The 12,069-nt window shown below is 53.0% G+C and carries 18 protein-coding genes and 2 pseudogenes; 1 reads left to right on the forward strand and 19 read right to left on the reverse strand.

Annotated features, from left to right (window positions below; all coding sequences use genetic code 11):
* The 19 genes and pseudogenes from FFS57_RS23500 to FFS57_RS23585 form a co-directional block, all read right to left on the reverse strand.
* Positions 1 to 111: pseudogene (locus FFS57_RS23500) on the reverse strand (IS5/IS1182 family transposase); the annotation flags it as partial.
* A gap of 281 nt (positions 112 to 392) precedes the next feature.
* The gene (locus FFS57_RS23505) at positions 393 to 836 is read right to left on the reverse strand and encodes a YdeI/OmpD-associated family protein (protein ID WP_137940271.1); all 444 of its coding nucleotides are present in this window, start codon (positions 834 to 836) and stop codon (positions 393 to 395) included.
* Positions 837 to 1,066: 230 nt separating this feature from the next.
* Positions 1,067 to 2,041, reverse strand: a complete 975-nt coding sequence (locus tag FFS57_RS23510; RefSeq protein ID WP_137940272.1) for a nuclear transport factor 2 family protein — start codon at positions 2,039 to 2,041, stop codon at positions 1,067 to 1,069.
* A gap of 330 nt (positions 2,042 to 2,371) precedes the next feature.
* Positions 2,372 to 2,737: a GFA family protein gene (locus tag FFS57_RS23515; RefSeq protein WP_137940273.1), complete on the reverse strand. Its 366-nt coding sequence runs from the start codon at positions 2,735 to 2,737 to the stop codon at positions 2,372 to 2,374.
* A gap of 110 nt (positions 2,738 to 2,847) precedes the next feature.
* Complete coding sequence (locus FFS57_RS23520; protein WP_137940274.1) at positions 2,848 to 3,210, reverse strand: hypothetical protein; 363 nt, start codon at positions 3,208 to 3,210, stop codon at positions 2,848 to 2,850.
* Positions 3,211 to 3,220: 10 nt separating this feature from the next.
* A complete protein-coding gene (locus tag FFS57_RS23525) occupies positions 3,221 to 3,694 on the reverse strand; it encodes a GNAT family N-acetyltransferase (RefSeq protein WP_137940275.1) in 474 nt (157 codons plus the stop codon).
* 41 nt (positions 3,695 to 3,735) lie between these two features.
* Positions 3,736 to 4,356: a class I SAM-dependent methyltransferase gene (locus FFS57_RS23530; RefSeq protein WP_137940276.1), complete on the reverse strand. Its 621-nt coding sequence runs from the start codon at positions 4,354 to 4,356 to the stop codon at positions 3,736 to 3,738.
* Between the two features lie 126 nt (positions 4,357 to 4,482).
* Positions 4,483 to 4,785: a DUF6958 family protein gene (locus FFS57_RS23535; protein ID WP_137940277.1), complete on the reverse strand. Its 303-nt coding sequence runs from the start codon at positions 4,783 to 4,785 to the stop codon at positions 4,483 to 4,485.
* Positions 4,775 to 5,320, reverse strand: coding sequence for a GFA family protein (locus FFS57_RS26310; RefSeq protein ID WP_249384138.1), 546 nt, complete (start codon positions 5,318 to 5,320; stop codon positions 4,775 to 4,777). The genes FFS57_RS23535 and FFS57_RS26310 overlap by 11 nt, the downstream gene beginning before the upstream one ends.
* A 95-nt stretch (positions 5,321 to 5,415) precedes the next feature.
* Complete coding sequence (locus FFS57_RS23545; protein WP_137940278.1) at positions 5,416 to 5,805, reverse strand: nuclear transport factor 2 family protein; 390 nt, start codon at positions 5,803 to 5,805, stop codon at positions 5,416 to 5,418.
* A gap of 213 nt (positions 5,806 to 6,018) precedes the next feature.
* Positions 6,019 to 6,192 (reverse strand): transposase, encoded by a 174-nt coding sequence (locus FFS57_RS26315; RefSeq protein ID WP_502705939.1) that lies wholly within the window; start codon positions 6,190 to 6,192, stop codon positions 6,019 to 6,021.
* Positions 6,165 to 6,648: pseudogene (locus tag FFS57_RS26320) on the reverse strand (transposase); the annotation flags it as partial. The pseudogene FFS57_RS26320 and the gene FFS57_RS26315, both read right to left, overlap by 28 nt.
* Before the next feature lie 149 nt (positions 6,649 to 6,797).
* Complete coding sequence (locus FFS57_RS23555; RefSeq protein ID WP_137940279.1) at positions 6,798 to 7,256, reverse strand: hypothetical protein; 459 nt, start codon at positions 7,254 to 7,256, stop codon at positions 6,798 to 6,800.
* 100 nt (positions 7,257 to 7,356) lie between these two features.
* Positions 7,357 to 7,848, reverse strand: coding sequence for a DUF7000 family protein (locus tag FFS57_RS23560; RefSeq protein WP_137940280.1), 492 nt, complete (start codon positions 7,846 to 7,848; stop codon positions 7,357 to 7,359).
* Positions 7,849 to 7,939: 91 nt separating this feature from the next.
* On the reverse strand, positions 7,940 to 8,548 hold the full coding sequence (locus tag FFS57_RS23565; protein ID WP_137940281.1) for a GyrI-like domain-containing protein: 609 nt from the start codon (positions 8,546 to 8,548) through the stop codon (positions 7,940 to 7,942).
* Between the two features lie 98 nt (positions 8,549 to 8,646).
* Positions 8,647 to 9,006, reverse strand: coding sequence for a VOC family protein (locus FFS57_RS23570; RefSeq protein WP_137940282.1), 360 nt, complete (start codon positions 9,004 to 9,006; stop codon positions 8,647 to 8,649).
* Between the two features lie 98 nt (positions 9,007 to 9,104).
* Positions 9,105 to 9,554, reverse strand: coding sequence for a hypothetical protein (locus FFS57_RS23575; protein ID WP_137940283.1), 450 nt, complete (start codon positions 9,552 to 9,554; stop codon positions 9,105 to 9,107).
* Between the two features lie 76 nt (positions 9,555 to 9,630).
* On the reverse strand, positions 9,631 to 10,203 hold the full coding sequence (locus tag FFS57_RS23580; protein WP_249384139.1) for a YfbM family protein: 573 nt from the start codon (positions 10,201 to 10,203) through the stop codon (positions 9,631 to 9,633).
* A gap of 213 nt (positions 10,204 to 10,416) precedes the next feature.
* Positions 10,417 to 11,664 carry a serine hydrolase gene (locus FFS57_RS23585; RefSeq protein WP_137940285.1) on the reverse strand — a complete coding sequence of 416 codons (1,248 nt, stop codon included), beginning with the start codon at positions 11,662 to 11,664 and terminating at the stop codon, positions 10,417 to 10,419.
* A 105-nt stretch (positions 11,665 to 11,769) separates the two neighbouring features.
* Between FFS57_RS23585 and FFS57_RS23590 the strand changes: the two genes are divergently transcribed.
* On the forward strand, positions 11,770 to 12,069 hold a 300-nt coding region (locus tag FFS57_RS23590; protein WP_137940286.1), incomplete at its 3' end, for a transposase.

The following is a 12,069-nucleotide window of genomic DNA, read 5'->3' on the forward strand; positions in this document are numbered from 1 at the left end:
TTCTTCACACTCTGCGCGTCCACGATCAAGAACCTGCTGCAGGCGTTGCGCCCCCGTTTCTCGCGGGCCGCGCCAACCTGATTTTTTAAGCGCCTGCTCCAGCAGGCTACCACTGTAAGGCCAGCTTGAACCGAATCAGCAGGAAGAAGCTTTATCCCAGCGTTGCGAAGAGATTGATCCCCAAAGGAAGCAATTCGCACGATCAGACGCTGATCACCCCTCCGGAAACTTACCTACCGGTTGTACCGATTGGCGCTTCATATTGCCGAATCCATGTCAGCACGGGTCACACAGAACCCACATCAGATGTCGGTTATACGACAGCACGCCTTCCCCGCAAGCCACAAAAACGATCAATCCCTTGTGTTGTGGGGGAGTCCATATAGGAGGAATTAGGCCGTACTTTGCTCAAGCTCGCTGAGTAGTTTAGCGATTCGGCGTAAGCGGGTTTCAGGCGACTTTGCCTCTTCGATGCTCGCGATGTGCTTGCACCGAAGGCCGAACGGCAAGCTCTCGAAGGCTGTGCGCAACGCCTCGTGCTTGTTTAGCGCAGATGCAACATCATCTGGTTCTTCGACCGTTCGTGGTTCAACGTCAAGTTCAAGCAGGACTTCTACAAGATCGCCTTCGGATATCTTGCTTGCTTTGCGATTGGCTGCACTGATACCGACCAAGTGCATGCCCCGCATTGCTGCGATTCGGCTCCGCCAGCTGTGCCCGTTGATTGTTATCACGACGGGCGGACGTGTTCCAGCGTTCAGCTGCTCAAGAGCCTCCTTGGGAACTTCAACTGCTGTCGCGTTGCCGGATGGAACAACCTTTGCCTTGAATTTCATGATCTAGTCCCAATGCTGGCCTGTGTGGCCTATCGTGTTAACTAAACAGCCCGGAAAAAACGGGTGCTGTAGTGATCGGCGTGGTTCAAAAGGTGATACGAGTAAGCGATGTGGGCAGCACTCGGTGACGATAGCCCTGGTGTATGGAACGTAACTTCTAATGCTGCCGATCAGCGGCGAGCCTCTCCATGGCCCGTCCGCTGTATCGGCTGATTAGCCCAGAGTGTTCGCTACTCAAGCGACAGTGTCATCAATCCCTTGATGTCGGCGTCTGGAACCATTGCCCCGTCCCAGACACTGGTGAGGCGCGTGATCTTGCTGTCCTTATCAAGCGCGATGGCGGTAATGCCGCGGCGCACGGTCGTCTGGTAAGCGGGCCCCGCCCGCCATTCATAACCACCACCCATATCGCTGCCGACAACGTGGAGCAGCGACGAACCACCCCCTGTAGGCAGCTTCGCAAGTCCGCGCTCAAGATAACGTTGAATCGCCAGCTTGCCGAGAATCTGCGTGCGCAGCGCCAGATCCTCATAGACCGCGTCGTTGCTGAAAAGCGCTGCAGCGCCCTTGGCGTCCTGGCTTGCCATGGCGGTGTTCAGCTTGCTCGCCACGTCCCGAATCTTCGCCGAAGCATTACCCTGGACTGAGGTCTCCTTGAAATCCGTCGGGAACTTGTCAGCCGGCGTCCGCATTTGGGCTGCCTGCTCGGAACCGAAACTTCTGCCGTCCCAGTAGTCGATCCAGCGAACAATCTTGCCATCCTTGATATCGACCGCGGCGAGGATGCGAATCTCGCTACCAAACAGTTCCGGCGTGTCAGTGAAGGCCACTATGGCGCTGTGCTCGTCCCCGAGTATACGGGTCGGATAGGAAAGGCCCGAGGGCGGCCATTTCGGCATGTGCTCCGCAAACATGCTCTTGAACGCCTCATGAGAATAGAACGGCCATCCAACCGTAGCGTCGATGTATGTCAGCGTTGTCTTCGAAAAGTGATCCATCGTCGCATCCACCTCATGCCGGCTCTTCGCCGTGAAGAATGAATGAAAAAGCGCTGCCGCGCCTTTGGTCGCGTGCGTAGTATCAACGACCTCCGGGAATGGTGCCTTTTTAATTTGTGCGGTCGCGTTCGATTGTGCGATTGCGACCGGTGTCGTGAGCACGCCGACGGCGAAGGCTATGGCGGTGGCCACGCGGTGTGTTTGCATTCTTCAATTCTCCATTTATTGAGTTGACTGTGGTTGTTCGGTAGTTAACGTGTGAATTCAGCGGGCGCCACAGGCCGTACGCTGGAATGACTGGTTGGACCCGACACTTGGCTGGACCACAAGCGGTGGCAGAACACGGAACCAGACGCCAAAGGGTGCACACCGCCACCACGCCTGCCGTAGCCGGCGGGTTGACCTGTACAGCCACGAAGGCACGGGCCTGCACACCGCTACCAGTGCGGGTTATAAGTAGGGCTTCAAACCGCTACCAGAGCCACTGCTGGCGATGTTACCCCGAAACCGAAACAAGAGAAAACCAGGACTTGACAGTTAGGCAATGGTTTTCCGATCTGCTGGATGATTGACACCTTCCAAACACCCGGCATTGAAGCCATATTCTTCCGGATTGGAACGACGTTGATGATGAGTATAAATTCCACAAACATTGCAAAAGTAATGTTTGGCAGTGTGAGTATTAAATTGGTAGAGCCGTAGCTTATCCTCACCCTGCAAAATTTTAATACCAGAGAGTTTTACTGATGCGACTATGGCTCCTTTACGGCGACAGATTGAGCAATCGCAGCGCCTTGGGTTTTCGATGCCATTTGGCAGATCCAGTTCGAGCACGACACTTCCGCAATGACAAGATGCTTTGTGTTTGGGGTGAATAGTTGTTTCGCCAACTTGCTTAATCATTGCGTTTCCTTGAGTTACCTAACTTCGTAGGTAAAGGGCCACCTTGCGGGCGACCCAGCGGAGGCCGAAGGCCAGAGCGGCCTTGATCGGAACGTTAGCCGTTGCGTTGCTTACGTGACAATTTGAAATGACATTGCAGTAAACCCCCAGCGCGACCAACCCAACTGATGGTGCCCACCAAAACTGAATTTGAACTGATGAACCTGTTTTACGAAGCCGTCTTCTATGCTTTTACCAATTGGATGTATTTGATCAGAATGATCTACCCATTCTTGAGCAGCTTCATTCCATAGCGATGCCCATTCGTTGCTGGGCTGGAGAAACGCTATTGTGACTTTTGTAGGTGCTTTGCCGTCAATTGAAACTGCCTCGAACGTGAGAACAATCTTCTCTGTCGAGCGTGATGTGACTTCAAAACCTGTGTGATTCCAGAATATGGCGCGAAACTGATCAACGGAAGAGAAAGAGACCATATAGCGACGGCTAACGTTGACCGAAAGGTGAAGCCGTGCCCGTTGGCTTGGCGACGAATCCGCGCTCAATATCGCCGTTGAACCCAACTGACTCATAGAGCTTGTGTGCCTCAATGCGTTGCGCTCCGGACAGGAGCATGACTTTATAACAACCCAGTGACCAAGCTAGAGAGAGCGCCTGATCAAGGACAATGCGTGCATATCCTTTGCCGCGATGGGCCGACAGCGTGACGACGTGTTCGATGACACCGTAGGGACGGGCGCCACTCGCTAGATTAGGGATCGTGACCAACGTGCATGTGGCCACCAGAATTCCTTCGGCTTCGCAAACAAGAACGTGCACATAACCTTGGCTGAGAAGATTCGCGAAGATATCTTCAGCGACGGTGGGCGCAAGTTCTGGATCGTGTGGCCTCAGTTCCCGATAAAGCACGAGGATGCCATCAAGATCTTTGGTCTCAGCTTTGCGGGCGATTATGTTCATGTCTGAAGCGGATTAACGTTGACTGAAGGTTAGCCCGCTGGTTATTGGGCAACTTTACGGCACATGCAGTAGACAAATTTTTGCTCATGGCCGCCGGGCGTGTGATGCTCCTCACGCTCATGACTGATTAACGCGAATGGCTGGCCAAACTCTGCGTGTAGTTGACTAGCGCTATATCGCATGACCGGCAAACCACTGCATTTTGTTGGACCGTCTTCTGCAAATGTTGAGACGATGACAATCCCGCCAGGTTTTACCGAGCTAAGTACTTTCTGGACATATGCTGATCTTTCTTCGGGCGTTGTCAGGAAGTGAAAAACCGCTCGGTCGTGCCATACGTCGTAGTGATACGAAGGCAATGCAGCCTCAAGAACGTTTGCTTCCAACCATTTGATCTCTTGGGCGCGTAGACCAAGCCTGGCCTTTGCGGCTGCCAAGGCGGAGCCGGATAGATCAAGAACAGTAAGGTTCTTGAAGCCACTACCCAAGAGATCATCGGCCAGCATTGACGCGCCACCCCCGACATCAATGATTTCAGCCGAGAGAGGCACAGCGGAATTTTGAATCAGCTTCAAGGACAGCGCGGCGTGTTCTTGGAACCAGCTAACCTCCGTCGTGGACTTGGTGGAATACACATTTTCCCAATGATCTTTTGATTGCATAGCTGGCACCTGTGAGATTTTGAGACGGCCGAACGCCCGAATTCAGCGGCGCGCTTTAGCGTGTCCGCGCAATAACTTGTTGGGCGGTACACTCGGGTGACAGAATAAGAAGTATCAAAGCCCGCCTCATGTCGACAAGCGCAACCGTAAAGGCTTGGTATCATCTCGTTGGATGACGCCCTTGGCTTCGAGATCAAGTTGCGTTGCTTTCAACCACCATCCCGCCTTTGCACCTTCGGGAAACAGCGACTGTGGCAGCAGCGGGAGAATTCCGGCCTTGGCCTCGCCTACCGTTAATCCCGGTGATGTCTTGGGCAACACCGAGAGCAGTGCTTCTTTCATGGCCAAGTACTTGGCTCGATCCACGCGTTCGACGCGGCCCGGAGAATTTACGTTCTCGATTTCAATCTTTTCGGTGTCATTTCGCATCCAGACCTCCATTTACAAAATCGATGCTTGGCGCACGAAAACCCATGGCCGCCCAAGCGAAAAAGAGCCTTGCATAAAAGGAAAAGGTATGTGTACTGGGATTGGGCACATCGTCTGGAAGTATGACACCCGGAGGTCGGCTGCGGGTCATTGTTCTGATTTCGAGTGCGGGCAGGCCCGCAGCGGGCCAGAGGCCACCGTAAATGCTCAGCCAATGACCATTGGTGAACTCCAAGAACATCGGCGTGTTGCAACATATTGCGACTACGCGGCGCGTTGCGGACGCCTTTGACAACCGATGCTCACGCAGACGATCCCGACCCTTCTCGCACAAAACCCTGTCCTTTCGATAAAGCACAAACCGTGTGCCACCGCTTTGATTCAGTATGGGTGGTGCACCGGGTAATGATTGCAAAAACGCCCCCGCGTTCTGGCAATCAGCACAGAGACACTCAGCGCTGATGATTGGCTTGCCCTGAATCGCTAACGCCACCTGTCCACACGTGCAGGTCAATAGTGTCGCCTGGTGAATCATTGGTCATATCCTCGAGTTGTTTGTGACACCCAACGTTCGACGTCCCCTTGACGGAGGGGTTAGGCCACACCCGTGCTGGGCCACGAGTTGGAGGCCTACGCGGACTGACCTGCATGCTTGATGGCTGTGGCTTGGGACCATACCGCCAGCCAAGCGTCACCTTGTAGTTCATACGTGTCTGTGTGCCAGCAATGAACCGCTCCAGATGTGAACAGGAGCTTTGCTTTGTAGCGAATGACTGCCATAGACGGTGACAGTCGCACTTCGCAGGGGCCAATTTCCCAGGCTTCATAGCGTAGCTCGCCTGACGCTATGTCTTCAAGATAGCTTATTAGCGAGTAGGTTTTGCCACTTGGTGTGATCAGTTGGTACTGCGGTGAGTGAAGACGCTTTGCAAACTCGACATCCCGCTGAACCAAGGCTTGTGTTCGCTGGTACTCGAGTGAACGGATGTAGTCGGCTGAAGGAGTGGAATTCTGTTCCATGTTGAGCTACGGCAGTTGTTGTGTGGGCTAATGACGCTGTAGAAAAAACCGATTCTGAACGTGCAGTTCAGTGTCGGCATCATTTTTTGAACTGAATTTCAAATGCCAATTTGGTGTCTCGTTTTGATGTTGAATCCATTGCGCATCGCCCAAACCAACCCGGAGCGGCTGAGCCGGGCTGTGTAGTCGCAATGATGCGCGATTTTCATCGCTTTACTGCGTATAGCCATGGTTCGCCAGCTTTTCAATATTGTGCATCAGGTAGTACAGCTTCCATTGCCCATCGGCCTTGGCTTTTCCGCGCAGCGTAAAACGGTGCGATCGTTTGTTGCCCCGCAGGTTGCCAAACACCGGCGCCACCGTTGCAAATCGGCGCGCGTGCCCGATTTGGCTTTGCTGGCATTGGCTGGAAGTTTGACCCCATTGATGGCAAACATGTCGCGCCCGATCAAGCCTTGGCGATCGCCAATGAGCAGAACCTGGGTAAACAGTTTGGCGACCATATCGCCCATGGTGGAGACAAAGGCCGCGAGCGTGGTGAAGTGCGGTTGGCTGTCTCCCGAGACGGCGATAAACAACGCATTCTCGCGACACGTCGCTTCGATCTTGCGGCTGCTGACGATGCCCCGGCTGTAGGCCAGCAGGATAATGTGAATCAGCACGGCCGGGTCAAATGCAGAAGCGCCTTCAGTATCGTTCTTGTCGCGCATGAAAGGCGGAAAGATCGAGTTCATGATCGACCAGATGGCACAACGCATATTCAAAATTGCCGGCAATGACTTGCCGGTCAAAATCGACCGGCAACAGTTTTAAGCCTTTGTGGATCGGTTTGAATCGCGCCATATTGAATCTGCTGCTGTTTTAGCTCGTGGTGAAATAGTGGCAGGTCGTGGCGTGATTTCATTGATATATTTTGGTTTTTCTACAGCCTCAACGACAAGTTAAAGGACCCGCTGGAGCGTAGCGTAAGCGGCTTTGAACGCCTTGTTGGGCTAAAATGGTTGAGACTCCGATAGCTCTTCAACTATGAGCCACTGACCTGATTCGTTTGGAGTAAATAGAATAGAAAAGTTGCTAGTGTATTTTTTTAACACCGAGAATCTCTTTGCGCTCATACGAACGCCATTGCCCTCAGCAATGAACTCGACTTCTGAATAAGTGCTGTAATCGCCTTTCGCTTTTGCTAGAGGCATGGCACCTCGAATTAATTCCTTGTACTTCGGAGCTGGCAAACTCATTTCGCGAACTTGACCTGTTGGATAAGTTCGTTTGTTTTTTATGACAGCATTGTCGGAATAGAGATCTACAATGTTTGAGTCAAACGCTACTTCAAGTGTTTTATATCGTTCAAAAACCGCGCGCGCTGCATTTAGGTTGTCGGACGCGCCAACCGAAACCGACAGCAACAAGCAAAAAAGCGCTGATATTATTTTCACAATCTGATTTTCCATGAATATGCCCAACGTGGAAGTGAGGGGCAGCCAGAGCGAAGCGAAGGGAACCGCAAGCGCAGCTTGTGGCTGTCCCGCTCGACTGCAGGGTTATGTGGCATTACTCGCATGACTCCAGCGTTTCTAAAATTTCCTGCAACAGAATTTTAAATTGACTGTGAATGGATTCCGATAGCTTTGTTGCATTATCAAAGTCTGGCGCAGAAAGTAGAGAAATTTCGAAAATTGAATACTCCGGCATCGCCTCCTTATTAACCCACTTCGCTTCTCTTAGTTTTATCCAGTAAAGGATCTGAACATCCTTTGTTTGTCCAAGAAGCCACAACGCAAAGTTTGCGTTTTTATGGTTGAGAACCAATGCGAGCTTTAGCTTTTTACTCTTGAGATAATCGTTTTGTAAGTAAAAGTATGTGAAATCTATATAGCCATGCAGAATGTTCGCAACCGAGAATTCACCCTGGTATTTTTTTGAGAATTCAGTCCTTAAATTTTGAACAATACCAACTAAATCTTGATAGGTTCTCTGGAGTTCTCCGCTGGAAAATGCGCTTTTGTAAGCCGGTATACGTGCATTCAGACTTTGGTTCGGCATCACCCATTCCCTCCAAAACCAACTGACACATAACGCAAAGCTAAGGGGCGGGCCCAATAGCGACCGTCTTGCTTGAGCGAACTGTTAGCCGCTACACCATAGGGTGACGAATAATCGTTTTCCATTTTTTGGGGTCTGCCCGCCGAATATCGCTAAGGTAAATTTCGTGATGCTTGCCAGTTCGGGACGCACGAGAGTCTATGAACGCATGAACTCGTTCAATGGTTGGCCCTTCTTCAGAAAACGGGCCAACATGCAGAATTTGCGCACAGCGACCTTCTGTAAACGATTCAAACCGTAGTTTTGAGAGACCAGGTAAGCTTTTCTTCCTCCGGACCTCGGCAATTGCTGCATCAATAGTTTCGCCACCAACAAAGGATGGTTGCATCATCATCATTGTCCACTTCCACTTGGACTTGTCATTTTCGACAAAAGCGGACATGTCGTCCGCCCACCAAAGACCCTCCAGTGGCATAACGGCATAATCCAATGCTTGCCCACCTTTTTTGACCATAAACTTGGCCGTATATGACACTGAAAACAAGGCTTCTACTGCCTCGGCATAGGTCTGTGACGTATTGGGGTCGCCTTCGCCATCGCTCATCAGGAAGTTGAACTTCGGAACGTCGACTTGAACAACATCCTTGGCTGACGGCTGGTATAAATGCTTCAAGTCTTTTTTGAGGTCAATTTTTTGCACGGACTCTCCTGATATGGCTAGTGATTAAGCTAACGGGCGGCCAAAAGCGCAGCTTTTGGACGTCCAGCGAACGGAGCGAGCGGCAGTTGAGCGCATTGTTATGCGCCAACTCCGGACCAAACTGCAAACTCGTTGCCGCTTGGCTCTGTGAAGTGAAAGCGACGGCCTCCAGGGAAGCTGAATATCGGTTTAACAATTCTTCCGCCGGCGTCGGTAACTTTAAGAAGTGTGTTTTCAAGATTACTGCTAAAGAAAATTAATAGTGCTGCGCCATTGGATGTGCTGGAGTACAAGTTGGCCTTGAAAAAACCACCGTCGAGGCCTTGTCCAGAAAATGCCGTGTACTCGGGGCCGTAGTCTATAAACGACCATCCGAAAGCCTTTTCAAAGAATAATTTCGTGGACTGCAAGTCAGATGACGGAAACTCAACGTAATTTAATTTCTCGTGTTCGGTCATGGGGCTGTCTCTGTTTTAAGCGCATAACGTTCGAGTTCAGCCGACCGAGCCAGCGCAGCTGGTGCGGGTCGGCTGCAACGAAGGGTTGGGCAGCTGGGTCAATGCGTATCGATTTTCAAACTACCCGACTCAACAGCCACCGCCAGCCTTAGGGCAAGTGTGCCGTCCTTTGTGTGAATGAACCAGAATGATGCAGGGGCTCCACACTTCATCCTATTCTTGTGGGGCCCAATGGAGTGCACTCCCGCATCGGTGCCGCCACCAAGGGTCTTGATCGCTTCGGCCGTGAATTCACAGTAGCTCTTAAGTAGACGTGTCTTATCGGTCGCGCCTGCGCTTAGTTTCTGTGCACTGCTAGTTTGAAGGCGAAAAAAACTATCTGGATTCTGGGACTTGCAAGCCGTCGCCATGGCATTCAGAAGTGCGACCGACTCACCTTTCGCGATGTCCTGCTGGGTTGCATTTCTTGCCCTTGAGCAGTCTTCTGCAAGAGTGCCATTCGAAGCCGTGAAAGCAGCAACCACTATTCCTATGAGCTGGATTTTCATTCAAATTCCTTCAACGAGTAGTAATTCAGATGCCCAACGTTTGAGTTAAGGGGACGCCGAAGGGCTGGGCGTCACTTTAGTAGATGGAAACGAGAATTCCATTGCCTGCTTGCACCGTGTGCTCAAAGAAGACATGGATTTCTTTGACCGTACTCCACAGTTCTTCCACTTCCTGCTGCCGCTCGGATTCATCGTCGGAGGCTTTCCAATAGATCTCGGCAGCTTCAATTTTGCTAGCAACGTAAGCTGCGTCCATAAGTTTGAACGATTGAGCTTCGAGAAAAACAGCGACAGCACGCGAATGCTCGGGGACAAGGAGACGAATTGGGCCATAGCCCAGGTCAGGCCCGATCTCCTCGCCCCCGGACATGAGGAACCCGCTGGGCCACGGGGCTTCCGCATTGGTGCCAGAAAACAGAAAGTGCAATATGTGCCACGCTTGATTGAGCTCGAATGTGTCGGTTTCGACGATAGCCTCGAACCTCCGCGCTGAAGGAGGCGGTTGTTTCGCGGATTTTCCAAAGAGTTTTGACAGGAAACTGCTCTTCGGTGGTGGTGCCAATAATCCAACCAACTCGCCGACGGCGTCAGGGAAGGCTTTCAGCTTCTCGACCTGTTCGGGGGTGATTCGATACAGGCTGCACAACATGCTCACAATCAGAGCCTCCGGCGACTGAAGGGAGCGAAGTTGAGCGCGTAGTTAGGTTCATTCCGTAATTTCAAAGCGATACCCCTTTTGTTTGCTGAAAATTCGGTGAAAAACGGGTTTTTCTACAGCCTCAACGCTCCGGTTCAGCGGCGGGCCGCGCAGCGGGCCGTCCGCTGCAACCGGTTGTTAGCCAGCATCGGCGCGACATGGCCCCTAACGCTCGACGTGTCTCGACGCGCGGACAGCGCGTACCACGGCCCACAAACCAGCTTCAGCGGGTATCGTCTGATCGTTGAAGACAACGGACACGTACATGTCATCTGCGACAACGTAGGCAACAACGCTCGCGAAGCCGGTGATACCGCCGCTATGTCCCAGCATCAGGCCCGGACCCTGTTGTACGTCATACAACTGAACTCCGCGGCCATAGAATATCTGACCACCCGCATCCATCGGCGCGAGATCCGTGAACATGGTGCGCACAGTCGCCGACGAGACAATCTGGCCGCTCAGGAGCGCATGCCAGAACGTCACAAGGTCTTCCGCCGTAGAAGCAAGTCCGCCGGCGGCGAACGGCGTAGCGTAGCGGTCGGCCACTTCTACCGGCGCGCCACCCGAGTGTCCAGACACAGCCGGAATGTCATCACCCGGATGTCGGAGCGAGGTATGTTTCAGGCCAAGCGGGCGGGCGAACCGTTCTTGAAAGCTCTGATGTAGTGGGCGTTTATCGATGTCCTCGATCACTACGCCCAGCATCGCGTAGCCCGTGTTCGAATAGGCGAAGTTCGAACCCGGACAGAACAGCGGCGGCTCCGCCTCGGCCATCGCAATAGCCTCACGCGGCTGCCGGTAGTCCAGGGTCCACGAAGGAAGCGCGTTGAAACTGATGAGGCCGCTCGTGTGACGTAACAGGTGATCGAGCGTCGTGATTCTCGCGTTCGGCGCGTCAGGGAACCACGGTTCTATGGACGAAGAAGTGAGCAGTGTGCCCTCTGCTTCCATTTGCAGGATGGCCGCTGCGGTTAGTGTCTTGGTAGTGCTAGCTACCTGAAATCGAGCGTCGGGTGGCAAGGTAGCCTTACGCCTAGCGTGAGACACACCTTGCGAAGTCGCCCACCGGCCTACTCCTGGGATCGCCACTGCTATTGACGTCGCCGGAGCGCGGCGCGTGAAATCGTTTGCGAGATTGTGTAAAGCGGTTGTCACGGAAAGCGGCAGCGAGCCGTCGATCTGTCGAGTGAAGTCGCGTTGCCACACCTCCACAGGCACTTGGCGTCTGGCCGAGCCACTGTACTCGCTGCCAGCAACGCAGGACCGCGCGGTTGCTGCCGGAACGACCTCCTGCGCAGCTTCTGCGCAAGGAACAACGGCGGCGCTGACAACAAGTAGGAGCGCAAAACGCCCAAGCGCTGAGCGTGCTAGTGAGCGAGGGACGGCTATAGTCATGCTGAGATTTCTCATGCTGGATAACGAAGCTGTAGAAAAATAATCTTCATCCGCGCATCCTGCCGTGAATCAAATGGGATATCAAGGCTCCAAGCTGCAGCCCCCCCACAGGAAAGTGCCATGGCCCGTTACAAGGTGATCGACACCCGCCCGAGATTTCTCGCGGTGGATCTGGAAAAACAGCTGCTGCCCGGCAGTTTTGAATACGCGGTGCATCACCTGCTGGATCACGAATTCGATCTGTCGCTGTTCGATAGTCGCTACCGTAATGATCTACATGGTGCCAGTGCCTATCCGCCGGGCATGCTGCTCAAAGTCATCCTCTGTGCCTATGCTCAGGGTGTTGTCAGCAGCCGGGGTATCGAGCGGCTGTGCCGCGAACACGTCACCTTCATCGCCCTGTCTGGCGACAGCGCGCCG

The organism is Chitinivorax sp. B (assembly GCF_005503445.1).
Taxonomy (GTDB): domain Bacteria; phylum Pseudomonadota; class Gammaproteobacteria; order Burkholderiales; family SCOH01; genus Chitinivorax.